At 70.6% G+C, this 22,013-nt stretch carries 26 protein-coding genes; 14 read left to right on the top strand and 12 right to left on the bottom strand.

Annotated elements, in window-relative coordinates:
• Nucleotide 1: 1 nt before the first annotated feature.
• The 3 genes from ACIQWX_RS10855 to ACIQWX_RS10845 are packed head-to-tail and all read left to right on the top strand — an operon-like array spanning nucleotide 2 to nucleotide 2,189.
• Nucleotides 2-751, top strand: coding sequence for a LamB/YcsF family protein (locus ACIQWX_RS10855; protein ID WP_400868126.1), 750 nt, complete (start codon nucleotides 2-4; stop codon nucleotides 749-751).
• Nucleotides 748-1,359 carry an allophanate hydrolase subunit 1 gene (locus ACIQWX_RS10850; protein ID WP_400868124.1) on the top strand — a complete coding sequence of 204 codons (612 nt, stop codon included), beginning with the start codon at nucleotides 748-750 and terminating at the stop codon, nucleotides 1,357-1,359. The genes ACIQWX_RS10855 and ACIQWX_RS10850 overlap by 4 nt, the downstream gene beginning before the upstream one ends.
• Nucleotides 1,356-2,189, top strand: a complete 834-nt coding sequence (locus tag ACIQWX_RS10845; protein ID WP_400868122.1) for a biotin-dependent carboxyltransferase family protein — start codon at nucleotides 1,356-1,358, stop codon at nucleotides 2,187-2,189. The genes ACIQWX_RS10850 and ACIQWX_RS10845 overlap by 4 nt, the downstream gene beginning before the upstream one ends.
• Nucleotides 2,190-2,204: 15 nt before the next feature.
• Here ACIQWX_RS10845 and ACIQWX_RS10840 read toward each other — a convergent pair whose 3' ends face one another.
• Complete coding sequence (locus tag ACIQWX_RS10840; RefSeq protein ID WP_400868120.1) at nucleotides 2,205-2,384, bottom strand: hypothetical protein; 180 nt, start codon at nucleotides 2,382-2,384, stop codon at nucleotides 2,205-2,207.
• The gene (locus ACIQWX_RS10835) at nucleotides 2,377-2,736 is read right to left on the bottom strand and encodes a hypothetical protein (protein WP_400868118.1); all 360 of its coding nucleotides are present in this window, start codon (nucleotides 2,734-2,736) and stop codon (nucleotides 2,377-2,379) included. Before ACIQWX_RS10835 ends, ACIQWX_RS10840 begins: the two co-directional genes overlap by 8 nt.
• Nucleotides 2,737-2,812: 76 nt before the next feature.
• Between ACIQWX_RS10835 and ACIQWX_RS10830 the strand changes: the two genes are divergently transcribed.
• Nucleotides 2,813-3,391: a helix-turn-helix domain-containing protein gene (locus ACIQWX_RS10830; RefSeq protein ID WP_400868116.1), complete on the top strand. Its 579-nt coding sequence runs from the start codon at nucleotides 2,813-2,815 to the stop codon at nucleotides 3,389-3,391.
• Here the strand turns inward: ACIQWX_RS10830 and ACIQWX_RS10825 are convergent.
• From ACIQWX_RS10825 to ACIQWX_RS10800, 6 genes are all read right to left on the bottom strand, one after another.
• Entirely contained in the window at nucleotides 3,388-4,014 is a 627-nt protein-coding gene (locus ACIQWX_RS10825) for an alpha-ketoglutarate-dependent dioxygenase AlkB family protein (RefSeq protein WP_400868115.1), read from the bottom strand. The genes ACIQWX_RS10830 and ACIQWX_RS10825 overlap by 4 nt on opposite strands.
• 248 nt (nucleotides 4,015-4,262) lie before the next feature.
• Nucleotides 4,263-5,321, bottom strand: coding sequence for a zinc-binding dehydrogenase (locus ACIQWX_RS10820; RefSeq protein WP_400868113.1), 1,059 nt, complete (start codon nucleotides 5,319-5,321; stop codon nucleotides 4,263-4,265).
• A 140-nt stretch (nucleotides 5,322-5,461) separates the two neighbouring features.
• Entirely contained in the window at nucleotides 5,462-5,806 is a 345-nt protein-coding gene (locus ACIQWX_RS10815; RefSeq protein WP_400868111.1) for a transcriptional regulator, read from the bottom strand.
• Nucleotides 5,807-5,878: 72 nt separating this feature from the next.
• On the bottom strand, nucleotides 5,879-6,697 hold the full coding sequence (locus tag ACIQWX_RS10810) for an LLM class flavin-dependent oxidoreductase (protein ID WP_400868109.1): 819 nt from the start codon (nucleotides 6,695-6,697) through the stop codon (nucleotides 5,879-5,881).
• A gap of 68 nt (nucleotides 6,698-6,765) precedes the next feature.
• The gene (locus ACIQWX_RS10805; RefSeq protein ID WP_257920794.1) at nucleotides 6,766-7,449 is read right to left on the bottom strand and encodes a metal-dependent transcriptional regulator; all 684 of its coding nucleotides are present in this window, start codon (nucleotides 7,447-7,449) and stop codon (nucleotides 6,766-6,768) included.
• A gap of 40 nt (nucleotides 7,450-7,489) precedes the next feature.
• A complete protein-coding gene (locus ACIQWX_RS10800; protein ID WP_400868106.1) occupies nucleotides 7,490-7,930 on the bottom strand; it encodes a GNAT family N-acetyltransferase in 441 nt (146 codons plus the stop codon).
• A gap of 55 nt (nucleotides 7,931-7,985) precedes the next feature.
• Here ACIQWX_RS10800 and ACIQWX_RS10795 point away from each other — a divergent pair, with 55 nt between their 5' ends.
• Nucleotides 7,986-8,306: a hypothetical protein gene (locus tag ACIQWX_RS10795; RefSeq protein WP_400868104.1), complete on the top strand. Its 321-nt coding sequence runs from the start codon at nucleotides 7,986-7,988 to the stop codon at nucleotides 8,304-8,306.
• 4 nt (nucleotides 8,307-8,310) lie between these two features.
• On the opposite strand, the gene ACIQWX_RS10790 is transcribed toward ACIQWX_RS10795, so the two are convergent.
• Nucleotides 8,311-9,894, bottom strand: a complete 1,584-nt coding sequence (locus ACIQWX_RS10790; RefSeq protein WP_400868102.1) for an amidohydrolase — start codon at nucleotides 9,892-9,894, stop codon at nucleotides 8,311-8,313.
• Nucleotides 9,895-9,942: 48 nt separating this feature from the next.
• On the opposite strand from ACIQWX_RS10790, the gene ACIQWX_RS10785 reads away from it, so the two are divergent.
• The 4 genes from ACIQWX_RS10785 to ACIQWX_RS10770 are packed head-to-tail and all read left to right on the top strand — an operon-like array spanning nucleotide 9,943 to nucleotide 13,238.
• Entirely contained in the window at nucleotides 9,943-10,680 is a 738-nt protein-coding gene (locus ACIQWX_RS10785) for an enoyl-CoA hydratase/isomerase family protein (RefSeq protein WP_400868100.1), read from the top strand.
• A complete protein-coding gene (locus tag ACIQWX_RS10780; RefSeq protein WP_400868098.1) occupies nucleotides 10,677-12,227 on the top strand; it encodes an ATP-dependent acyl-CoA ligase in 1,551 nt (516 codons plus the stop codon). Before ACIQWX_RS10785 ends, ACIQWX_RS10780 begins: the two co-directional genes overlap by 4 nt.
• Entirely contained in the window at nucleotides 12,224-12,859 is a 636-nt protein-coding gene (locus tag ACIQWX_RS10775; RefSeq protein ID WP_400869521.1) for a TetR/AcrR family transcriptional regulator, read from the top strand. The genes ACIQWX_RS10780 and ACIQWX_RS10775 overlap by 4 nt, the downstream gene beginning before the upstream one ends.
• Nucleotides 12,860-12,917: 58 nt before the next feature.
• Nucleotides 12,918-13,238 (top strand): hypothetical protein, encoded by a 321-nt coding sequence (locus ACIQWX_RS10770; protein WP_086680390.1) that lies wholly within the window; start codon nucleotides 12,918-12,920, stop codon nucleotides 13,236-13,238.
• A gap of 76 nt (nucleotides 13,239-13,314) precedes the next feature.
• Here the strand turns inward: ACIQWX_RS10770 and ACIQWX_RS10765 are convergent, their stop codons facing one another.
• Entirely contained in the window at nucleotides 13,315-14,484 is a 1,170-nt protein-coding gene (locus tag ACIQWX_RS10765) for an acyl-CoA dehydrogenase family protein (RefSeq protein WP_086680388.1), read from the bottom strand.
• Between the two features lie 130 nt (nucleotides 14,485-14,614).
• Here ACIQWX_RS10765 and ACIQWX_RS10760 point away from each other — a divergent pair, with 130 nt between their 5' ends.
• Nucleotides 14,615-15,301: a 4'-phosphopantetheinyl transferase family protein gene (locus ACIQWX_RS10760; RefSeq protein ID WP_400869519.1), complete on the top strand. Its 687-nt coding sequence runs from the start codon at nucleotides 14,615-14,617 to the stop codon at nucleotides 15,299-15,301.
• On the opposite strand, the gene ACIQWX_RS10755 is transcribed toward ACIQWX_RS10760, so the two are convergent.
• Nucleotides 15,298-16,449, bottom strand: a complete 1,152-nt coding sequence (locus tag ACIQWX_RS10755) for an isochorismate synthase MenF (RefSeq protein ID WP_400868096.1) — start codon at nucleotides 16,447-16,449, stop codon at nucleotides 15,298-15,300. The genes ACIQWX_RS10760 and ACIQWX_RS10755 overlap by 4 nt on opposite strands.
• 83 nt (nucleotides 16,450-16,532) lie before the next feature.
• The gene (gene mihF, locus ACIQWX_RS10750; protein ID WP_051767699.1) at nucleotides 16,533-16,844 is read right to left on the bottom strand and encodes an integration host factor, actinobacterial type; all 312 of its coding nucleotides are present in this window, start codon (nucleotides 16,842-16,844) and stop codon (nucleotides 16,533-16,535) included.
• A 434-nt stretch (nucleotides 16,845-17,278) separates the two neighbouring features.
• Between mihF and ACIQWX_RS10745 the strand changes: the two genes are divergently transcribed.
• From ACIQWX_RS10745 to ACIQWX_RS10730, 4 genes are all read left to right on the top strand, one after another.
• On the top strand, nucleotides 17,279-18,907 hold the full coding sequence (locus ACIQWX_RS10745) for a long-chain fatty acid--CoA ligase (RefSeq protein ID WP_400868093.1): 1,629 nt from the start codon (nucleotides 17,279-17,281) through the stop codon (nucleotides 18,905-18,907).
• Nucleotides 18,908-19,007: 100 nt separating this feature from the next.
• Nucleotides 19,008-20,294, top strand: a complete 1,287-nt coding sequence (locus ACIQWX_RS10740) for an ABC transporter substrate-binding protein (RefSeq protein WP_400868091.1) — start codon at nucleotides 19,008-19,010, stop codon at nucleotides 20,292-20,294.
• Nucleotides 20,291-21,187, top strand: coding sequence for a carbohydrate ABC transporter permease (locus ACIQWX_RS10735; protein ID WP_400868089.1), 897 nt, complete (start codon nucleotides 20,291-20,293; stop codon nucleotides 21,185-21,187). Before ACIQWX_RS10740 ends, ACIQWX_RS10735 begins: the two co-directional genes overlap by 4 nt.
• Nucleotides 21,184-21,999 (top strand): carbohydrate ABC transporter permease, encoded by an 816-nt coding sequence (locus ACIQWX_RS10730; protein WP_400868087.1) that lies wholly within the window; start codon nucleotides 21,184-21,186, stop codon nucleotides 21,997-21,999. The genes ACIQWX_RS10735 and ACIQWX_RS10730 overlap by 4 nt, the downstream gene beginning before the upstream one ends.
• Nucleotides 22,000-22,013 lie beyond the last annotated feature (14 nt).

The following is a 22,013-nucleotide window of genomic DNA, read 5'->3' as shown; positions in this document are numbered from 1 at the left end:
AATGGATCTGAACAGCGATCTCGGCGAGGGCTTCGGCGCCTGGAAGATGGGCGACGACGAAGCCATGCTCGACATCGTGACCAGCGCGAACATCGCGTGCGGCTTCCACGCCGGCGACCCGTCGGTGATGCGGCGGGTGTGCGACCTGGCGGCCGAACGCGGTGTCGCGATCGGGGCGCACGTCGGCTACCACGACCTGGCCGGGTTCGGCAGGCGCGCGCTCGACATCGCGCCGGACGACCTGGCGAACGAGGTGCTCTACCAGATCGGCGCGCTGGACGCGTTCGCGCGCGCGGCGGGCAGCCGCGTGACGTACGTGAAGCCGCACGGCGCGCTGTACAACACCGCGGCGGTCGACGTCGAACAGGCGGCGGCGATCGTCGACGGCCTGCGCCGGTACGACCCCGCGCTCGCGCTGCTCTGCCTGCCGAACTCGGAAATGCAGCGGCAGGCGGAAAAAGCGGGCGTGGTGGCGTACGCGGAGGCGTTCGCGGACCGGGCGTACACCGCGGAAGGCAGGCTCGTCTCGCGCAAGCAGCCCGGCGCGGTCCTGCACGACGCCGACGCCGTGGCCGAACGCGCGATCGGCATGGCGACCGGCGGGGTCGTCGCCGCGGACGGCACCAAGCTCGACGTGCGCCCGGATTCCCTGTGCGTGCACGGGGACACACCGGGCGCGGTGGAGCTGGCCCGCCGGATCGAGGCGGCGTTGATCGAGGCCGGCATCGAGCTGGGCGCGTTCACCGGATGACCGTCCGGCTGCTGCCGTGCGGACGGCGCGCGGTGCTGGTGGAGCTCGAGGACGTGCTGGGCTTCCAGGCGGCGCTGACGCGGTTGTCCGTGGACGGCGTCGAGGAGCTGGTCCCGGCAGCCCGGACGCTGCTGGTCCGCTTCGACCCCGCGGTGACGGACGCGGACCGGCTCGGCGCGGTGCTGCGCGAAGTGTCCCCTGTGGACAGTATGGTGTCTACATCGGACGAAGTGGTCGTGCCGGTGGTGTACGACGGCGAGGACCTGGCCGACGTCGCGGCTTCGGCGGGCATCTCCGTGGATTCGGTGATCGCCCGGCACAGCGCGGGTTCGTACGTCTCGGCGTTCTGCGGGTTCGCGCCGGGGTTCGCCTATCTGTCCGGTTTGGACCCGGCGTTGCACGTCTCGCGCAGGTCGACGCCGCGGACGCGCATCCCGGCGGGCTCGGTGGCGATCGCGGGCGAGTACAGCGCGGTCTACCCGAGCGCGTCACCGGGCGGTTGGCGCCTGTTGGGCCGGACGGACGTGCCGGTGTGGGACGTCGAGCGAGACCCGCCGAACCTGCTGCCGCCGGGCACGCGCGTGCGGTTCGAGGCGGTGCGGTCGTGAAGCTGGAGGTGGTGCGACCGGGCTTTTCGACGACGGTGCAGGACCGCGGCCGCCCCGGCCACGCGGCGCTCGGCGTCTCCCGGTCCGGCGCCGCCGACCGCGCGTCGTACGAACTGGCCAACCGGCTCGTCGGCAACCCTTTGGGAGCCGCGGCGCTGGAAGTGACGCTCGGCGGTCTGGTCTTGCGCGCTTCGGCCGTCACGACGGTGGCGGTGACCGGGGCAGCGTGCGCGGTCTCGCCGGGCGGCATGAACGGCCCGGTCACGCTGTGGCCGGGCGACGAACTGGTGCTGGGCATGGCATCGGAGGGCTTGCGCTGTTACGTCGCGGTGCGCGGCGGCATCGACGTGGCGCCGGTGCTGGGTTCGCGATCGACGGACACGCTGGGCAAGCTCGGCCCGCCGCCGCTGACGGCCGGGATGCTGTTGCCGGTGGGCGCTCCTTCGGCGTTCCCGGTGGTCGACTTGGCTCCGCGCGCGGCTTTGCCCTTGTCTCCCGTTCTGCGCGTGACGCCGGGACCACGTCGAGACTGGTTCGTCTCGCCGGACGAGCTGCTGTCCACTGTGTACACGGTCTCGCCGGACTCGGACCGCGTCGGCATCCGGCTCACCGGGCCGCCCCTTGCCCGGGTGCGTCATGACGAGCTGCCGTCCGAGGCGTGCGTGCCGGGCTCGGTGCAGGTGCCGCCGTCGGGCCGCCCGATCCTGTTCCACGCGGACTCGCCGACGACGGGCGGCTACCCGGTGATCGCGGTCGTCGAGGAGGCCGACCTCGACGTCGCCGCCCAGCTGCGCCCCGGCCAGACAGTGACCTTCCGTCCCGCGTCGTGAGTGAGAAACAGTGTTCTAACCCTGTTTCTCACTCACGACCACCAGCAGCCACGCGATGTTGGTGAGGGTGATCGCGAGCCACAGCGGCCAGGTGCGCACCCGCGGCAAGCGTCCCGGTTCCGCGAGGTAGGCGTCCAGGGCCTCGGCGACCTGGTCGTCGATCTCGTCGCGCAACCGCGGGCTCAGCTCAGACATGCGCCTGGACCGCCGCCGGTCGCGGCATCGCCACCGACAGGCACGCCAGCGCCAGCGGCACCTCCAACCCCGCCATGAGCAGCGAGAACACGACATCATCGCCGGCCGTGACTACGTCGAACCAGGCGTCGGTGAGAAGCAGCGTTGCCGTGCCGATCGCCGCGAACGGCGTGCGCGGGTCGCCGCGGCCGAGCAGCCACGCCGTGAGCAGCAGGCCGATCGCCTCGGCGGCGTCGAAGCCCGTCCACGCCAGCCGCCAGTGCTGAGCCGCGTAGACGTCCGGCAGCGTCGTCCCCAGTACCGCGATCCACGGCAGCAGGCACAGCCCCGCCGCCCAGAAGAGTTTTTTCATCGCGAACCCCCGTTCGCTGACCACGGTAGCGATTGCAGAGATTCTTTGCAAACAGTCTCTGTAGTACGCTCCGGCCATGGTCGACCGTCCCGAACGCCGCGTCCTCACCGGCGCGGACCTCAAGGCCTTCTACAAGGCACTGGCCAACCCCGTCCGCCGCGACATCCTGTCCTACCTGGGCAAACACGGCGAAGCGAACTCGACGAGCGTCGCGAAGGCCCTCGGCGAGAGCACCGGGACGACCTCCTACCACCTCCGCCGGCTCGCCGACCTCGAGCTGATCGCGGAGATCGAGGAACGCTCCACCGGCCGCGAACGCTGGTGGCGGTCACTGATGAAGGACATCTACACCCCGCCCGGCCTCGAGATGACGCCGGACGAGCGCGAAGCCGCGCGCAAGCTCGGCGCGCTCAAGATGAGCCACGACCTCGGCCTGGTCACCAGGGCGTATGCGGGCTACGACGACGCGAAGGGCTGGACCCAGATCCACCGCGGCGGCCTGACCCTGACGAAGGACCAGATCACGTCGTTCGTCGAGGAGTACCAGACGCTGCTCTGGAAGTACGTCACCGAGCCGGGCCACCACCCGCCGGGCTCGCGCGCGGTCGCCGTCCGGCTGATCGTCGTGCCGGAGGAAGAGTCCACAGAGGACTAGAGACCCGAGACGCGCAGCGTGATGTTCAACCGCCCGGTCAGGCCGAGTGCCGGGTCCGCCGTGCCCGGCAGCGTTTTCGGCACCCCGTGGTAGGCGAGCCGGGACGGGCCGCCGAACACGAACACGTCGCCCGACCTCAGCTCGACGTCGGTGTACGGCCGGCCGCGCGTCTCCGTGTTGCCGAAGCGGAACACGCACGCGTCGCCGAGGCTGAACGAGACCACCGGCGCCAGGCTGCGCTCGTCCTTGTCCTGGTGCAGCCCCATCTTCGCGGTGGCGTCGTAGAAGTTGACCAGCGCGATGTCCGGCTCGTAGTCCTCCGAAGGCTCGCCGTACGCCTCCGCCAGCGCGCGGCGGCCGAGGTCGCCGAGCCAGTCCGGGAACGGCAGCACCGGCGTCCCTTCGCCGGTCGTACGCGAGTAGCCGTACGGATACCAGTGCCAGCCGAGGCAGACGGACTTCACCGACATCACGCCGCCGTTGGGCAGCCGCGTGTGGCGGTAGCCGGCGAAGCCGCGGCAGGCCGCCACGAGCTCGCGCTGTTCGTCGAAGCCGAGCCAGTCGGGCACGTGGACGGCACCGGGCGCGAGTTCGGCGCGCGGGCGCGGCAGGAGGGCGTCCATCACCTCGATTGTGCCGGAGACTCCCGCCGGACACGTTCGGTGATCGTCGAAGGCACGACCCGGTGACCGCGGAACGTCACGCCCGCGATAGCGAACAGCCGCAGGAGCCGCCCGAACGGACCAACCGGGCGCTCCTGCGGCCGAATCCCCTCGCTACGGGCCACCATGCCTAGACGTTCCCACACCTGAATGTCACAAGACCAGCGTGGATCAGCTACGAAGCGGTCACTTGACCCGGGCGGCGCGGATCAGTCACGGAAAGTCACGACGGTGACGCCCGCACGCGCCGGCACGGGGTCGTTCATCGCGGCCAGCGCGGCCGGGACGTCGTCGAGGCCGATCCGCTGCCCGATGAGCGCGGCGAGGTCGATGCCGGCCGTCTCGACGACGCGCAGCAGCTCCGGGTACTCGTGCGCCTGCAGCCCGTGGATGCCGACGAGCTCCAGCTCGCCGCCGATGACCCGGTGCATCGGGATCGGCGCGACGCCCTGCGCGGGCGGCATCAGGCCGGCCTGGACGTGCCGGCCGCGCTTGCGGAGGCTGCCCACCGACGCCGCGCACGTCGACGGCGCGCCGAGGCAGTCCAGCGACACGTGCGTGCCGCCGCCGGTCAGCTCGCGGACGTGCGCGGCGACGGCTTCCGGGCCGTCGAACGCCGACGAGTCGACGGTGAGCGCGGCACCGGACTTCGCGGCGAGCTGCAGGGCCGACGGCGAGACGTCGACGGCGACGACCTTCGCCCCCGCCGCGACGGCCAGCAGCACCGCCGAGATGCCGACGCCGCCGCAGCCGTACACCGAGACCCACTGGCCCGCGGTGACCCGGCCCTGCCGCAGCACCGCGCGGAAGGCCGTCCCGAAGCGGCAGCCGAGCGCGGCGGCTTCGGCGGCGCCGAGGGAGTCCGGCAGCGCGACGAGGTTCGTCTCGGCGTGCTCGATGGCGACGCGCTCGGCGAAGGACCCCCAGTGCGTCGCGCCGGGCTGGAACTCGCGGTCGCAGATCTGCTGGTCGCCGCGGGCGCACTGGGGGCAGCTGCCGCACGCGCAGACGAACGGCACGGTGACGCGTGCGCCGAGCTCCCACCCCCGCACGCCCTCGCCGAGCGCGACGAGCCGGCCGGCGAGCTCGTGCCCGGCGACGTGCGGCAGCGTCACGGCGGTGTCGTGGCCCTGCCACGTGTGCCAGTCGCTGCGGCAGACGCCGGTGGCGTCGACCTCGATCACCGCGCCACCGGGCGGCGCCACCGGCTCCGGCACGTCCCGCACGACCGGCGGGACGCAGAACTCCTCCATGACGACAGCTCGCATGGACCCGAGCCTACGGGTGCTCAGGTGAGCGGTTTTCCTTTGGTACCGCAGAGAGACTTATTCAGCCGTCATCCGGCGCAAGCCGCACTAGCCCAGCGCGGCGCGCGTGCCGTAGCGCCGGCTTAGCCCGAACAAGCCTCTCAGTTGAGCGGCGGCGGCTGAGCGTGGAACCGCGCTCTGCCGCGCGGCGGGCCGAGGAGCCTGCTGAGCGAGCCGTCCGGCACGTTCAGGATGTCCTCGAGATTCCGCAACGCCTCCAACGATTCCGGCCGCTCGGGCCGGCACCTCCCGGACTGCCAGTGGCTGAGGGTGGCCAGGCTGACCGTGGTTCCCCTGCCGCGCAAGCGATAGCGGATCCGGTCGAGGCCGAGGCCGCGAGCCCTGATCGCCGCGCGCAACGCGACGTCGAACGGCCCGGCGGCCAGGAGGTGACCCAGTTCCGCCTGCTCCCCCCGGTCGATGGTGCGAGTTCGCTGACCGGTCATCACAACGCTCCGAAGCACTCCCGAGTACGAAAATTGGAGCGTAGGCCCAGCTTCGCAAGATCGGAAGGGCCCTCACCCACCTGCGAGCCGCACCTCCGCGGCGATCGCGGCGAACGGTTCGGCGTAGCCCGAGTTGATCGTGACGTAGGAAATCCCCCACCGTTCCCGCCAGCCGAGAAGCCTTTCCGCCGCTTGACCTGGATCTTCGGGCAACACGGTGACGGCGTCGGCGGCCGCGAGCTCGGGCACGTCGACCCCGGCCCACCGCGCGATCCCGGGCGACGGCGCGTCCCCGATCGCCATGAGGTTCAGCCCGAGTTCGATGTCCGGCAACCGTTCGTCAGCAAGCTTACGGAATCGATCCACAATGGACTCGGCTTCGGTTTCGCTGGTCGTGGGCGCCCAAGTGAAGGTGAGGGTGTCGGCTTCTTGCGCGGCGAGCGCCAGCATTTTCGGCCCACCGCCGGCGAGCACCAGCCGCGGCCGGTCCGCGGTTTCCTTGAGGAGGGCGATGGTCTCGGCCATCCGTGTGATGCGCTCACCCGGTCCGCCGAACTCCCGGCCGAGGTTTTCGGTGTGCGCCTGCGCCCCGGGCCGCCCGACGCCGAGCCCGAGTTCGAAGCGACCGCCGGTCTGCTGGTGCAGGGTCTGCACCTGCCAGCGGAGGGCACGCGCGTCCCGGAAGGGGTCGGCGAGCACGAAGGTCCCGAGGGTGAGGTCGATGGTGACCGCGGCGGCGGCCCCGAGGAGGACGAAGGGGTCCGCGGTCCCGACGGGATCGGTGGCGAGCAGGGTGTCGAAGCCGAGCTTCTCGACCCGCTCGGCCTGAGCGGTCCACGAGGTCAGATCCGGCGCGAACCCGGCGACGACACCGAAGCGGAAGGGTTTCATGCGCCCATGGTCGCGGCGGCGGGCATGTCACCACATCCGCTCCACGACGTCACTCGCGCGTACGTCTCTCAGCGCAGGGTGACCGACAGCGCCTGCGCGATCTCCTTGCCGATGGCGTGGGTGGCCGCATCCGGCGGGGACCCGACCTTGACCACCATCGGCCCCCCGAACGGCTGCCGCTCCACGACCTCGATGCGTTCGCCCAGGTTGATCGCGTGTTCCGTCAAGTAGCGAAGCAGCTCCGGGTCGGTGTCCCACACCCGGACGATCTCGCCCACCGCGCCCGGCTCGAGGTCGTCCAGGATGCGGACCGCGAGCTCCTCCACGCTGCCGTCCGGGGCCGGGATCGGGTCGCCGTGCGGGTCGCGGACCGGGTTGCCCAGCTTCGCCGCGATGCGCTCGACCAGCCGGTCCGACACCGCGTGCTCCAGCGCGTCCGCCTCCGCGTGGACCTCGTCCCACGTGTAGCCGAGCTCGGACACCAGGTACGTCTCGATCAGCCGGTGCCGGCGCAGCACCGAGCGCGCCAAGAGGCGGCCGTCGGCCGTCAGCTCGATCCCGCGGTACGGCACGTGGGTGACCAGACCCAGCTGGGACAGCTTGGTGACCATCCCCGACGCCGAGGACGGGCTGACCTCCAGCCGGCCGGCGAGCGACGTGTTCGTGACCGCCTCACCCCGCTCGACCAGGCCGTAGATCACCCGGACGTAGTCCTCGACCGACGAGGACCTCCGGACCGAACCATCTCCCATGCCGCATACTTTACGGTGCTACGTACTTTCTCGTGAAAGCTCACGGCCGCCAGCGGTAGCGGATCCAGCCCGGGACCGGCTCCGCGCCCAGCTGCGCGTAGAACGCCTCGCCTTTCTCGTTGCCCGCCTGCATGTCCCACTCGACGCGCCCGCTCGTGCGGGTGCGCAGCTCGTCGAGCAGCTCGCTGCCGAGCCCGAAGCGCCGGTGCGCCGGCCGGACGAACAGGTCGTCCAGCCAGATCCCCGGCCGGGCCTCCCACGTGGAGAAGTTCCAGCTGCAGAACGCGAAGCCGGCGACCGTGCCGGGCTCGCCGGGCGGGGTCGCGATCAGCACCCACGCCTTCGGATCGGGCCCGAAGAGGTGACCGCTCATCTCGGCGCGGTCGAGCTTCAGGTCGTGGTTGTCCTCGTAGACGGCGTGCTCCTCGATGAGCGCGCAGATCTCGTCGACGTCTTCGAAGACGGCGTCGCGGACGGGCATCTCGCCTCCCGTTTTTGTCGGTGGTGGTCGTTACTGTCGGGCTCGGAGGTGGTCGATGTCACCGGAGGAGAAGTTCGAAGACCTGGTCGACGAGTTCACCGGACGCGCGGGCATCACGCCACCCGGCGCGACCGGTGGGTTCGGGCGCACGGCACTGCGCGCGCACGGCCGGATCTTCGCGATGTTCGTCCGCGGGCAGCTGGTGCTGAAGCTGCCCCGGCCGAGGGTCGACGCGCTGGTCGAAGCCGGGCACGGCGTGCGCTTCGACGCCAACAAGGGCACCCCGATGAAGGAATGGCTGGCGCTGGACACGGGGTCGACGCAGCCCTGGTCCGCGCTGGCCGAAGAAGCACTCGAGTTCGTGGGAAGGAAGTGAGTCATCACGCTTGATAACGCAGTTCGCCGCCGACGGCGGTGCCTCGCACGGTGAGCCCGTCCAAAGCGGACTCTTCGAGCGGCGATCCGGACAGCACGGCGAAGTCGGCGAGCTTCCCGGGTTCGAGCGTGCCCAGGTCACGCTCGGCGAAGGTCGCGTACGCCGAACCGTACGTGTACGCGCGCAACGCCTGCTCCGGCGTCAACGCCTCTTCCGGTGCGAAGGGGGCGCCTGACGCCGTGCGCCGACGCACCATGTCGGCCAGCGCGAGCAGCGGCGCGCCGTTCACGACGGGCCGGTCCGACGACGCCGGAAGCACGCAACCCGCGTCGAGGACGCTGCGCAGCCGGTAGCACCACGGGACGCGCGCCTCGCCGAGCGCGGCACGCATGCCGTCGCCGAGCTCGTTGACGAACCGCCCCTGCGGTGACGGGATGATGCCGAGTGAGGCGAGCCGGGTCAGCTCCGCCGGCTGGAGCACCGCGCAGTGCTCGATCCGGTGACGGTGGTCCGTGCGCGGCGAAGCGGCCAACGCGGCTTCGTAGGCGTCGAGGACGACGGTGATCGCGCGGTCGCCGATCGCGTGCGTCGCGATCTGCCAGCCCGCCTCGTGGGCGCGGCGGATCGTCTCCGTGAGCGCGTCTTCGGGCACCTGGAAGTAGCCGCGGTTGTCCGGCTCTCCGTCGAAGGGGTCGTGCATCGCGCAGGTGCGCCCGACCAGGGAGCCGTCGGCGAACAACTTCATCGGGCCGACGCGCAGCCACTCGTCGCCGAGGCCGGTGCGCAGGCCGAGGTCGAGGCCGAAGCCGGCGTCGTCGGGCAGGTCGTGGAGCACGCTGGCGGCGACCATCACCGTGCTGCGCACGCGCAGGACGCCGCGGTCGCGCGCCTCCTGGTAGGCGGCCAGTTCGGCGGGGGTCTCGCCGACGAGGCCGCCACCGATCCCGGCCTCCTGAACGCTGGTGATGCCCTCGGCCAGGTACCGCTCGGACGCCCGCTCGAGCCCGCGCACGACCTGCGCGACCGGCGTCGGGTACGTGAGCGGCCGCAGCAGCAGCTGGGCCTGCTCGCGCAGCAGCCCGGTCGGCGAGCCGCCGGCGTGCACGACGTCGCCGCCGACCGGCACGTTGGCCAGGTCGAGCTGGTCGAGCACGGCCGAGTTGACCACGGTCATGTGCCCGGACGTGTGCTTGAGCCGCACGAGCATCCCCGGCGCGGCGCGGTCGAGGCCGTGCCGGTCCGGGTGCCCGCCGGCGAGCTTGTTCTGGTCGTACCCGCTGCCGACCACCCAGCTCCCGGGCGGCAGCGTCGCGGCGCGCGCGGCGACGGCGTCGTAGACCTCCTCGACGCTGCGGCAGCCGCCCAGTGCGACGTCGTCGAGGCCCATGCCGAACCACGCCATGTGGTTGTGGGCGTCGTGGAACCCGGGCACGACGAACCCGCCGGCGAGATCGACCCGCTCCCGCGCGGACAGCGACAGGGCGTCATCTCCCAGCGCGACCACCCGGCCGTGGAGGACGGCGATGGCGCTGGTCACGCCCGCACCCGTCCACACCGTGGTGTTCTCGTAGACCGTGTCGACCTGCATAGTTTCCGAGGCTATCGATCGATCGATCGAACGTCTAGCATCGCCCTCATGCCCACCGTGGACTTCGCCGTCGAGGACGGCATCGCGCACATCCGGCTGAACCGCCCGGAGCGGCTGAACGCGGTCGCCGCCCTGCTGGTCGACGACTTCCTCGCCGCCCTCGACGCGGCCGCCCGCAGCGACGCGCGCGTCGTCGTCCTGTCCGGGAACGGCCGCGCCTTCTGCGCCGGCCACGACCTCAAGGAACCCACCCCCGAGGGTGATTCGCGGGCTCGGCTGGACCGGCTCCAGGACGTCACGCGGCGGCTGCGCGGGCTGCGTCAGCCGGTGATCGCGGCGGTGCACGGCTACGCGATCGGCGCCGGCGCGGAGTTCGCGCTCGGCTGCGACCTGATCCTGGCCGCCGAGGACGCCGTCTTCGCGTTCCCGGAGGTCTCGCTGGGCCTGAGCGTCACCGGCGCGGCGTCGCGGCTGCTGCCGCTGCTCGTCGGCCCGCTGAAGGCGAAGGAGCTCCTGCTGCTCGGCGAGCGCTTCGACGGCCGGAAAGCCGCCGAGCTGGGCATGGTCAACGCCGCCGTCCCCGCCGAACAGCTCCAAGCCGAGGCGCTGAGCTGGGCCAAGCGGATCGCGGAACACCCACCGGCGGCCGCGGCGATGGCGAAGCGCGTCCTCGACGCTCCGATCGACGTCGAACCGGCGCTCGAACTCGAAGTCAGCCACGCCTTGATCACCGAGCACTCGGCCGCCGTCGCCGCGTCGACGGAAGCGTTCCGGAGCCGGGGATGACCCCGCTCGCCGAGATCGGCACGCTGGCGCAGCTCGTCACGCGGGCCGCCGAGCTGTGGCCGGAGCGCACGGCGTGGGTGTTCGACCACCTCGACCAGACCTTCACGTTCGCCGACGTCGACCGCGAAAGCTCGCGGATCGCCGCGGCGCTGGCCGGGCGCGGCATCGGCGAAGGCGACCGGGTCGCCGTGATGCTGCGCAACCAGCCCGAATTCCCGCTGACCTGGCTGGCACTGGCGAAGATCGGCGCGCAGCTGGTGCCGGTCAACACGAACTACCGGGAGTTCGACGGCGCCCACGTCCTGCGGCACTCCGGCGCGAAACTGGTCGTCGCCGCCGAAGAGTTCACCGCCCTGCTGGGCCGGATCGACGCGGCCGAGGTGCTCACCCCCGCGGAGCTTTCACGTGAAAGCTCCCACCTGGGGGCCGAGCTTTCACGTGAAAGCTCGGAGTTCGCGCCGGTGCCCGAACTTCCGGTGAACATCCAGTACACGTCCGGCACCACCGGCGCGCCCAAGGGCTGCGTCCTGCCCAACCGCTACTGGACGACCCTCGCGATCGGCCTGGCGACCGACTTCCCCGCCGTCGGCGAGGACGACGTCCTGCTGACCGCGCAGCCGTTCCACTACATCGATCCACAGTGGAACGTCGCGTTGGGACTCGCCGCGGGCGCCACCCTCGTCGTGCTGGACCGCTTCCACCCCAGCACGTTCTGGGCGAAGGTCCGCGAGCACGGCGTCACCTGGTTCTACTGCCTCGGCCTGATGCCGACGCTGCTGCTGCGCCAGGAACCGTCGGAGGCCGACCGCGACCACCGCGTCCGCGCGATCTGCGCGTCGGCGATCCCGCACGAGCTGCACGCCGAACTCGAACAGCGCTGGGGCGTGCCGTGGTACGAGGCGTTCGGGATGACCGAAACCGGCGGCGACATCCGGATGACGGCGGCCGACCACGACGAGACCGTCGGCACCGGCTGCATCGGCCGGCCGGCCCGCGACCGCGAGGCGATGATCGCCGGCACCGACGGGAAACCCTTGCCACGCGGGGAAACCGGCGAGCTGCTGCTCCGCGGGATCGGCCTGATGCACGGCTACCACGACGACCCGGCCGCGACGGCGAAAGCGTTCGAGAACGGCTGGTTCCACACCGGCGACCTCGCGTGGATGGACGACACCGGCCGCGTCTACTACGTCGGCCGCACCAAGGACATGATCCGCCGCAGCGGCGAGAACGTCTCCGCCGACGAGGTCGAGCGCGCGCTGCTGCTGCACCCCGCGGTCAGGCTGGCCGCCGTCGTCGCGGTACCGGACGAGCTGCGCGGCGAGGAGATCAAGGCGTACGTCGTCTGCGACGGCGAACGTCCGGAACCCGCCGCACTGGCGGAGTTCTGCTCGGAAAAGCTGGCGTACTTCAAGGTTCCGCGCTTCTGGGCGTTCGCCGACGAGCTGCCGATGACGCCGTCGGAGCGCGTCGCCAAGGGCGAGCTGCGGAAGGTGGCCGACCCGCGCGCCGGGTCGTGGGACGCGAAGGCGGCGGCATGGCTGTGACGAGCCGGGAGCGCGTCCGCGCGGCGGCGGTGAAGCTGTTCGCCACCAAGGGTTTCCACGGCACGGGCATCCGCGATCTGGCGCAGGAGGCCGAACTTTCGTCGGCGAGCCTGTACCACTACATGGGCACCAAGGAGGATTTGCTCGCGGAAATCATGCACACGGCGCTGAACCGCCTGCTCGACGCCGCCCGCGAGGCGACGGCCGGCAGCCCGGACCCGGTGCACCGGCTGCGCACGCTGGTCGCGTTGCACGTGCTCGCGCACGCGGTCGGCCCGGCCGAAACCCGGGTGGTGGACAACGAAGTCGACGTGCTGTCCCCGTCGGCGCGCGAACCGGTGGTGGCGTTGCGGGACGCCTACGAGAACCTGTGGGCGGCGGCGATCGAAGAAGGGGTGGCGGCGGGGGTGTTCCACACCGAACACCCGGCGGTGACCCGGCTCGCACTGCTGGAAATGTGCAGCGGCGTCGCCCGGTGGTATTCCCCGCGCGGCCCGCTGGCGCTGGACCAGCTCGCCGAGCACTACGCGGAGCTGGTCTCGAGGGCGCTGGGCTGCACGTCCCCGCCCGGTGTAGCCGACTTGCGACGCTGCCGCGAAATCGTCGCGAAAGAGTGGGGCATGTCCGTTTAGCGGCGCTTTTACCTGTGTACGCCTTGCCCAGACGGCGCGCGTGGGGGACGCTCGAAGGGTGACTGAGGAAACGATCCAACTGGAACTGGACGACTCGGGTCTCGCGCCGGGCCTCCCGGCGCCGGCACACCCCCGCGATCAGGTGCAGGATGTCCCCTATCGCCCCGTCGAGTTCCGTGATGACGATCTCCCCACCGCCCTGGAGCGGTGCTCCGCGTGGCTACGGCAGGCGCAGGAATGGCTGGGCGAGCCGCTCGACGTCCTGGCCATCCACCTCGACTACGACGACCGCCAGGGTTCGCCGTACTACGACGTGAAGCTCCTGTGCAACGAAGAGGACCTCGCGGGCGTCCCGATCGCCATTCGCAACAAGCAGTAAGCAGCACGCAGCCGAACAGCCGTCAAGGCCGCCGGAGAAGGCGGCCTTGACGGCTTCACGCGTTTCAGGGGCGGACTCAGCCCAGGACGCCGCCGACCTTCACGTGCCCCTTGAGCAGGTTGCGGGCGATCGTGCGGCGCTGGATCTCGTCGGTGCCTTCGTAGATGCGCAGCAGCCGCAGCTCGCGGTACCACCGCTCGACCGGCAGCTCCCGCGTGTAGCCCATGCCGCCGTGGATCTGCAGGACGCGGTCGACGATTTCGTTGGCCTTCTGGCCGCCGTACAGCTTCGCCATCGACTGCGCGTGCCGCGAGTCGACGCCCTGGTCGACCTGCCAGGCGGCGTTGAGCACCAGCCACCGCAGCGCTTCGAGCTCGACGCCGGAGTCGGCGATCATCCACTGGATGGCCTGGCGTTCGGCGATCTTCTGCCCGAACGTCTCACGCGTGTTGGCGTGCTCGATGGCCATCGAGATCAGCCGCTCGCACGAACCGATCGCGCGCGCCGGCAGGAGGTAGCGGCCCTGCCCGATCCACTGCATGGCGAGCTCGAACCCGCGGCCCTCCTCGCCGAGGATCTGCGTCTCCGGCACGCGGACGTCCTGGAAGATCAGCGACGCCGGGCCCCACTCGCCCATGGTGTCGATGTATTCGGACTTCCAGCCGGCCTCGCGGTCGACGAGGAAGCACGTGACGCCGCCGTTCGCGCCCTTCTCGGGGTCGGTGATCGCGAAGACCATCGTGAAGTCGGCTTCGTTGCCGCCGGTGATGAAGGTCTTCTCGCCGTTGATGATCCAGTCGGTGCCGTCCTTGCGGGCGGTGGTCCGGATGGCCTTGGCGTCCGACCCGGCACCCGGCTCGGTGATGGCGAAGCACGACTTGCGCTCGCCCGAGATGGTCGGCAGCAGGTAGGTCTGCTTCTGCTCTTCGTTGGCGTGGAACAGGATGTTGTCCGCGGCACCGCCGAAGCGGAACGGCACGAAGGTCCGGCCGAGCTCGGCCTCCAGCAGCGCGGCCATCACGGCGGACAGGCCCATGCCGCCGTACTCCTCCGGCGTGAAGACGCCCCAGAAACCGGACTCCTTCGCCTTGAGCTGGAGGTCCTTGAGCTCCTCGCCGGTCAACCCCGGCTGGTGCGCGCGCTCACGCCGCAGGACTTCCTGCTCGAGCGGGATCAGCTCCCGCTGGACGAACGTGCGGACCCAGTCGCGCACTTCCCGTTCTTCGGTGCTGAGAGAGAAATCCATGGGTGAGCTGCTCCTCCGACACTGGCTAAGCGCTTGCTTAGCCCAGGGTACCTCTTATGAGCCGGATTACCCCAGACCTCTCCCCGAATTCGTGACAACGGGGTGAGCGCCCGGGAGGATCGGGGGCGTGATGGAGATCGTGGTCCGCTGGTCGTCCCCGCTGCCCGCCGAAGAGCGCTTCCTGCGCCTGCTGGACGACGTCGAGCAAGGCCGCTTCGAGGCGTACCGGCAGGACGCGGACAAGCGCCGCTTCCTCACCGGCCGCGTGCTGGCCAAGACGGTCGCCGCGGAGTGGCTCGGCACCCCCGTCGACCAGGTGAAGTTCGACGCGACCTGCGAAGACTGCGGCAAGCAGCACGGCAGGCCGCACGTCCCGGGTGCCGACCTGACGCTGTCGATCTCCCACTCGGGCGACCTGATCGGCGTCGCGGCGACGCCGTCGGTCCCGGTGGGCCTGGACGTCGAGACGGCGACCCGGAAGGCCGACGACGGCCTGATCGAGTACGCGCTGAGCCCGGCCGAGGCGGCCCACCTGACCGGCCTGACCGACGCGGAGAAGGCGAACGCGTTCTTCGTCTACTGGACACGCAAGGAAGCGGTGATGAAGGCCACCGGCAAGGGCCTGCGCATCCCGCTCAAGAGCATCACGTTCTCCCGCTTCGACGAACCGGCGAGGCTGGTCGAGTCGGGCGACCCGGCGCTGGAGCCGGCCCGCACGCGCCTGGTCGACCTGAAGGCCGCGGACGGCTACCGCGCGGCCATCGCCGTCCTGACCACCGACGAGCTGTCGGTGACCGAGGAACTCTGGGCCCCCTAGACGCTGTCCTCCAGGCCCATCGCCGTCAGCAGCGTCCGGAACTTCGCCGTCGTCTCGTCCAGCTCCACCTGCGGCTCCGACGCCGCCACGATGCCGCCGCCCGCGTACAGCCTCATCGACGTCGACGCGATCTCGGCGCAGCGGATCGCCACCGCCCACTCGCCGTCGCCCGACGCGTCCACCCAGCCGACCGCTCCCGCGTAGTAGTCGCGGTCGAACGGCTCCAGCTCCTGGACCAGCTCGCGGGCGCCGTCGGTCGGGGTGCCGCAGATCGCCGGGGTCGGGTGCAGGGCCGCCGCGAGGTCCAGGGCCGTGACGTCCGGGTCGGCCAGCTCGCCCGTGATCGGCGTGCGCAGGTGCCAGATCGCCGGCGTCGTCACCAGCTCCGGCTCGGCCGGGACCTCCAGGGTCCGGCAGAACGGCCGCAGCGCTTCGACCAGGTAGTCGATCACGACCGCGTGCTCCAGCTGGTCCTTGCGCGACGTCCGCAGGGCCTCGCCGTTGGCGCGGTCGGCGACCGGGTCGGCCGAACGCGGCATCGAGCCCGCGTGCGGTGACGAGAACACCGTGCGCCCGGTCCGGCGCAGCAGCAGCTCGGGCGTGGCGCCGACGAGCGTGCGGCCGCCGGGCAGCTCGGCCGCGTACGTGAAGTGCCGGGGGTTGCCGACCGCCAGGTTGCGCACGACGCGCTCGGCGGACACCGGCGAGACGAATTCGAGGTCCAGCGCACGGGCCAGCACGGCTTTCCGGAGGCCCCGCGAGCCCAGCGCGTCAACAGCCGCCGAGACGGCCGCCATGTGCTGCGCGGGCGAAGGCACCGCACGCACCCGCGCGGGCGCCGGCAGGACCTCACGCGCGAACGAAGGCGCTCCCTCGGCGCGGTGAACGGTCCGGGGCACGACGAGGTGGCCCGGCACCTTCGTGTCGGGCCCGGTGTCGAACGGGAGGACACCGACGGCCAGCGGGGCTCCGGTGGAGGCCAGGACGCCGGGGATCGCCGCGGCGAGCTGCCGCGGGTCCGTGTCCGTGACGGTCCGGAGCACGCCCTGCGCGAGGAGTGCGCGCTGGGCCGTGGTGAAGAGGAAGTCGCCTCGCTGGTAGCGGGCGGCGAGGTCGAGTACCGGGGTCGCCGGATCAGGAGAACTCACGACTCCAGCGTCCCAGGCTTCGGGAGATCCGCGAGGGGAGTGTCACGAGCGACACTCCCCTCGCGGGAGCTCCTGACGACGAGCTACTTGAGCGCGTCGATGAGCGCCTCGCGCTGGCGCTCGCCCAGGCCGGCCGCACGCCGGTCGGGGTCGATGCCGGCCTGCTCGAGCAGGGCGGCGACCTTCACCGCGCCGAGGCCGGGAACGGCCTTCAGCAGCTGGGTGACCTTCGTCTTCCCGATGGTCTTGTTCTCCTTGGCCTGCTTGAGCACCTTTTCGATGCTCTCCTTGCCGGACTTGATCGACGCGAGCAGCTCCGAACGCGCCTTGCGAGCCTCGGCGGCCTTGGCCAGGGCCTCGGCGCGCTGCTCCGGAGTCAACGTAGGCAGAGCCAACGTAGTGTCCTTTCCTCTCAGGTCTCCGCTTTCGCGGCCGACAGCTTTTCTGAGTGCTTGCTCCTGCAAGCGCTGCTCAGCCGTCTCTTGCCACGGCCCCAGTAAACGCCACCGGCTTCGCGGCCGTGCAACCGACACGCACTTATTACCCCCGGAGGTGATACCGGGCAACCCGCTCCGGCCTGCGGAAACGCTCCCAAGAAGCGGGCGGAGTGGCCAGACTCACCCGGAAGTGAAGCCTCCGTTACGTCGTGCATTTCCTCGCCTATAAGGAAAAGCGTAAAAATTGATGATCTTGATCATCGTCCGGTCGTCCCCCGATCGCGCGACGACCGTGACCGAACGGAGCCGTTGTCGACCATGCCCGCTTCACCCGATCCGCACTAGAGTCGGCGCAACCCCAGTCCACCGGCGAACGACCCCCGGGAGCGACCATGTTGAGCACCATGCAGGACGGCCAGCTGTCGTTGGCCAACCTGCTCCGCCACGGCACGTCGGTGCACTCGGCGAGCGAAGTCATCACCTGGACCGGTTCAGAAGCCCGGCGCGAGACCTACGGCGACCTCGGCCGCAACGCCGCCCGCCTGGCGAACGCGCTCCGGAGCCTCGGTGTGACGGGCGACCAGCGCGTCGGCACGTTCATGTGGAACAACGCCGAGCACATGGCCGCCTACCTGGCCGTCCCGGCGATGGGCGCCGTGCTGCACACCCTGAACATCCGGCTCTTCCCCGAGCAGCTGACCTTCGTCGCCAACCACGCCGAGGACCAGGTCGTCATCGTCGACGGCACGCTGGTCCCGCTGCTGGCGAAGCAGCTGCCGGAGTTCAAGACCGTCCGGCACGTCATCGTGGCCAACGGCGACGCGGCCGCCCTTCAAGCACCGGACGGCGTCCAGGTGCACGCCTACGCCGACCTGCTGGCCCAGCAGCCGGACACCTTCGACTGGCCGGACGTGGACGAGCGCTCCGCCGCCGCGATGTGCTACACCTCGGGCACCACGGGTGACCCCAAGGGCGTCGCCTACTCCCACCGCTCGATCTGGCTGCACTCGATGCAGGTCTGCATGAGCGACAGCATGAACCTCGCGCAAAGCGACAAGGCGCTGGCCATCGTGCCGATGTTCCACGCGATGGCGTGGGGCCTGCCCTACGCGGCGCTGATGGTCGGCGCGTCACTGCTGATGCCCGACCGCTTCCTCCAGCCGGCGCCGATCTCCGCGATGCTGGCCGCCGAGAAGCCGACGTTCGCCGGCGCGGTCCCGACCGTCTGGCAGGGGCTGCTCGCCCACCTCGAGGCGCACCCGCAGGACATCTCCCACCTGCGCGAGGTCGTCGTCGGCGGGTCGGCGGTGCCGCCGTCGCTGATGCACGCGTTCCAGGAGAAGCACAAGGTGTCGATCCTGCACGCCTGGGGCATGACCGAGACGTCGCCGCTGGGCAGCGTCGCCCGCCCGCCGGCCGGCGCGACCGGCGAGGACGCCTGGAAGTACCGCTACACGCAGGGCCGCTTCCCGGCGTCCGTGCGCGCCCGGCTGATCGACGACGACGGCGCGGTGCTCCCCTGGGACGACGACGCCGTCGGCGAGCTCGAGGTCCAGGGCCCGTGGATCGCCGGTTCGTACTACGGCGGCTCCGACGTCGACCCGGACAAGTTCCACGACGGCTGGCTGCGCACCGGTGACGTCGGCAAGGTCAGCGCCGACGGCTACCTGACGCTGACCGACCGCGCCAAGGACGTCATCAAGTCCGGCGGCGAGTGGATCTCCTCGGTCGACCTGGAGAACCAGGTCATGGGCCACCCGGCGGTGGCCGAGGCGGCGGTCGTCGGCATCCCCGACGAGAAGTGGGACGAGCGGCCGCTGGTCGCCGTCGTGCTCAAGGAGGGCCAGACGGCCACACCCGAGGAGCTGCGCGACTTCCTGAGCGACAAGGTCGCGAAGTGGCAGCTGCCGGAGAACTGGACGTTCGTGGACGAAGTGCCCAAGACGAGCGTCGGCAAGTTCGACAAGAAGCGGATCCGCGCGTCCTACTCCGAGGGAAAGCTCGACATCGCCCAGCTCTAACGGGTAAATCTCCGGCGAGTCTGCACGCTTGGAACGGCCACCATGGGGGAACCTACCTCCCTCATGGTGGCCTTCAGAGCACGTCGGAGGGGTTCTGGGGATGCATAACAGGCGCACGTTCTTGACGCTGGCGGGAGTCGGCGCGCTGACCGCGGCTTGCGGGTCGAACACCGGACGGCAGGGCACCGCGCCGCCGTCGACGGCGTACTCGGCGGGCCCGCCGCCGTCCGACGCGCCGAAGGTCACGCTGCAGCAGTGGTACCACGCGTACGGCGAGGACGGCGTCCAGGAAGCCGTCAAGCGGTACGCGGCGAGCTACCCGGGCGCGAGCGTCAACGTGCAGTGGAACCCCGGCGACTACGACTCGAAGATCGTCACCGCGCTGCAGAACAGCGCCGTCCCGGACGTCTTCGAGGCGCAGGTCAAGATCGACTGGGTGCGGCAGAACCAGGTGGTGTCGCTCGACGACGTCATCGCGCCGGTCCGCAACGACTTCAGCCCGGCCGTGCTGGCCGCGCAGACGGTCGAGGGCAAGGTCTACGGCATCCCGCAGGCCGTCGACACGCAGGTGCTCTTCTACCGCAAGAGCCTGCTGCAGGCCGCCGGCGTCCAGCCGCCGCAGACGGTCGACGAGCTGATCGACGCGGCCGCGAAGCTGTCGAAGGACGGCGTCAAAGGCTTCTTCGCCGGCAACGACGGCGGTGTCGGCGTCCTCACCGGGCCGCTGCTGTGGTCGGCGGGCCTCGACTACCTGAAGAACGGCAACCGCGAAGTCGGCTTCGACGACCCGCGCGCGGCGACCGCCTTGGCGAAGCTGCACACGTTGAACGCCAACGGGTCCCTGCTGCTCGGCGCGCCGGCGGACTGGTCGGACCCGGGCGCGTTCGTCGACGGGCTCGCCGCGATGCAGTGGACCGGGCTGTGGAACGTGCCGAAGATCCGGCAGGCGTTCGACGACGACTTCGGCGTCCTGCCGTTCCCCCGGCTCGACGCGACGGGCGCGCCGTCGGTGCCGGTCGGCGCGTACGGCGCGATGGTCAACGCCAAGAGCGCGCACGTCGCCGAGGCCAAGGCGTTCGTGAAGTGGCTGTGGGTCGACAAGACCGACGACCAGCTGGAGTTCGCGACGAAGTTCGGCTTCCACGTGCCGGCGCGCCAGAGCCTGGTGGGCCAGGCGGGCAGCCTCGCGTCCGGCCCGGCCGCGGACGCCGCCCGGTTCGTCCGCGAGAACGGCCACCTCGTCGGCGGTCCGGTGTGGACGCAGCAGTCGAACACGGCGCTGTCCGACGCGGTCGCGAAGATCGCGAAGGAGGGGGCGGACCCGGTCGCGCAGACCAAGACGGCGGTCGAGGTGGCTCGGGCCGAGCTGAAGCGCTTGTTCGGGTGAAGCGGCGCGACGCGCGCGCGTTCTGGCTGTTCGTCGGGCCGTTCCTGCTGGGGCTGGCGGTGTTCGCGTACCTGCCGATCGGCTGGAGCGCGTACCTGTCCTTCTTCGACGCGCGCAACACGGTGACGCCGACGGAGTTCGTCGGGCTCGGCAACTACGGGCACATGCTGACCGACGAGCCGTTCCTGTCGAGCCTGGGGACGTTCAGCGTGTTCGCGGTGTTCATCGTGCCGCTGACGTTCGCACTGTCGCTGGCTCTCGCGCTGGGCGTCAACCAGCTGCGGTTCGCGCGGGCGTTCTTCCGGTCGGTGTTCTTCCTGCCGTTCGCGTGCTCGTACGTCGTGGCGTCGCTGATCTGGAAGACGTCGTTGTTCTCGGGTGTCCGATATGGACTGGCGAACAGCGTGTTGTCGGTGTTCGGCGTCGAGCCGGTGGCCTGGACGGGGACGGTGGACCCGCCGCTGTATTGGATCGTCCTGGTGACGGCACGGCTGTGGCTGCAGCTCGGGTTCTACATGATCCTGTTCATCGCGGCGCTGCAACGGATCCCGCGGCACCTGTACGAAGCAGCGTGGCTCGACGGCGCGAAGCCGGGCTGGCAGGTGTTCCGCTACATCACGCTGCCGCAGCTGCGCGCGACGGCGGTGGCGGTGCTCCTGCTGAACCTGATCAACGCGTACCAGGCGTTCGACGAGTTCTACAACATCATGGGCGATTCACGCGGCTATCCGCCGTTCGCGCGGCCCCCGCTGGTGTACCTGTACTACACGTCGCTGGGTTCGGGCGGCCAGGACCTGGGCCGCGGCAGCGCGGGCGCGGTGATCCTGGCGCTGATCATCGCCTTGGTGACGTTGCTGCAGGGCCGCGTCTTCCGCTTCGGACGGGTGTCGTGAAGGCCGTCCTGCGCTGGACCGCGCTCGTCGTCGCGGCGGTGCTCTTCCTCCTGCCGTTCTACCTGCTGGTGCGCAACGGCCTGTCGTCGCGGGCGGAAATCACCGCTCCGGGATGGACGTTCTTCCCGTCCACAGTGCACTGGGAGAACTTCTCGAAGCTGTTCTCTTCGGACGACGTCCCCTTCGCGCGCAGCCTGCTGAACTCGGCGATCGTGGCGGTCCTGCAAACCCTCGGCCTGCTGGTGATCTGCTCCCTGGCGGGCTACGGCTTGGCGCGGATCCCGTACCGGCACTCGCGGTTCGTGTTCTACGCGGTACTGGCGACGCTGATGATCCCGACGTCGGTGACGTTCGTGCCGAGCTTCGTGGTGGTCTCGTCGCTGGGCTGGCTGTCGGACTTCCGCGGGCTGGTGATCCCCGGGCTGTTCAGCGCGTTCAGCGTGTTCCTGTTCCGCCAGTACTTCCTGGACTTCCCGCGCGAGCTGGAGGAGGCCGGCCGGGTCGACGGGCTCAGCCGCTGGGGCGTGTTCTGGCGGATCGTGGTCCCGAACTCGAAGGGGTTCTTCGCGGCGATCGCGGTGATCACGGTGATCGGCAGCTGGAACGCGTTCCTGTGGCCGTTGATCATCGCGCAGTCGCCGGATTCGTGGACTGTCCAGGTGGCACTGTCCGGTTTGCTGACGGCGCAGAACCCGCAGCTCAACCTGCTGTTCCTCGCGGCGGCCGTGTCGATCCTGCCGATCGTGCTGCTGTTCGCGTTCCTGCAGCGGTACCTGGTCCGCGGGGTGACGGAGTCGGGCCTGACGGGCTGAGTAACGTGCAGCAC

This window comes from Amycolatopsis sp. NPDC098790 (assembly GCF_044759945.1).
In the GTDB taxonomy this organism is placed as follows: Bacteria; Actinomycetota; Actinomycetes; order Mycobacteriales; family Pseudonocardiaceae; genus Amycolatopsis.
The sequence above is the reverse complement of the archived record's forward strand: the minus strand, read 5'-3'. Positions and strand labels throughout refer to the sequence as shown.

Bases quoted from the DNA above. Each gene is read 5' to 3' on its own strand.
- ACIQWX_RS10790 (WP_400868102.1), bottom strand. From the start codon at position 9,894: ATGCAGGTCGACACGGTCTACGAGAACACCACGGTGTGGACGGGTGCG.
- ACIQWX_RS10760 (WP_400869519.1), top strand. From the start codon at position 14,615: ATGGAGATCGTGGTCCGCTGGTCGTCCCCGCTGCCCGCCGAAGAGCGC.
- ACIQWX_RS10840 (WP_400868120.1), bottom strand. From the start codon at position 2,384: ATGTCTGAGCTGAGCCCGCGGTTGCGCGACGAGATCGACGACCAGGTC.
- ACIQWX_RS10820 (WP_400868113.1), bottom strand. From the start codon at position 5,321: ATGCGAGCTGTCGTCATGGAGGAGTTCTGCGTCCCGCCGGTCGTGCGG.
- ACIQWX_RS10850 (WP_400868124.1), top strand. From the start codon at position 748: ATGACCGTCCGGCTGCTGCCGTGCGGACGGCGCGCGGTGCTGGTGGAG.
- ACIQWX_RS10805 (WP_257920794.1), bottom strand. From the start codon at position 7,449: ATGGGAGATGGTTCGGTCCGGAGGTCCTCGTCGGTCGAGGACTACGTC.
- ACIQWX_RS10855 (WP_400868126.1), top strand. From the start codon at position 2: ATGGATCTGAACAGCGATCTCGGCGAGGGCTTCGGCGCCTGGAAGATG.
- ACIQWX_RS10765 (WP_086680388.1), bottom strand. From the start codon at position 14,484: ATGGATTTCTCTCTCAGCACCGAAGAACGGGAAGTGCGCGACTGGGTC.
- ACIQWX_RS10780 (WP_400868098.1), top strand. From the start codon at position 10,677: ATGACCCCGCTCGCCGAGATCGGCACGCTGGCGCAGCTCGTCACGCGG.
- ACIQWX_RS10835 (WP_400868118.1), bottom strand. From the start codon at position 2,736: ATGAAAAAACTCTTCTGGGCGGCGGGGCTGTGCCTGCTGCCGTGGATC.
- ACIQWX_RS10795 (WP_400868104.1), top strand. From the start codon at position 7,986: ATGTCACCGGAGGAGAAGTTCGAAGACCTGGTCGACGAGTTCACCGGA.
- ACIQWX_RS10785 (WP_400868100.1), top strand. From the start codon at position 9,943: ATGCCCACCGTGGACTTCGCCGTCGAGGACGGCATCGCGCACATCCGG.
- ACIQWX_RS10745 (WP_400868093.1), top strand. From the start codon at position 17,279: ATGTTGAGCACCATGCAGGACGGCCAGCTGTCGTTGGCCAACCTGCTC.
- ACIQWX_RS10740 (WP_400868091.1), top strand. From the start codon at position 19,008: ATGCATAACAGGCGCACGTTCTTGACGCTGGCGGGAGTCGGCGCGCTG.
- ACIQWX_RS10810 (WP_400868109.1), bottom strand. From the start codon at position 6,697: ATGAAACCCTTCCGCTTCGGTGTCGTCGCCGGGTTCGCGCCGGATCTG.
- ACIQWX_RS10800 (WP_400868106.1), bottom strand. From the start codon at position 7,930: ATGCCCGTCCGCGACGCCGTCTTCGAAGACGTCGACGAGATCTGCGCG.
- ACIQWX_RS10825 (WP_400868115.1), bottom strand. From the start codon at position 4,014: ATGGACGCCCTCCTGCCGCGCCCGCGCGCCGAACTCGCGCCCGGTGCC.
- ACIQWX_RS10830 (WP_400868116.1), top strand. From the start codon at position 2,813: ATGGTCGACCGTCCCGAACGCCGCGTCCTCACCGGCGCGGACCTCAAG.
- ACIQWX_RS10815 (WP_400868111.1), bottom strand. From the start codon at position 5,806: ATGACCGGTCAGCGAACTCGCACCATCGACCGGGGGGAGCAGGCGGAA.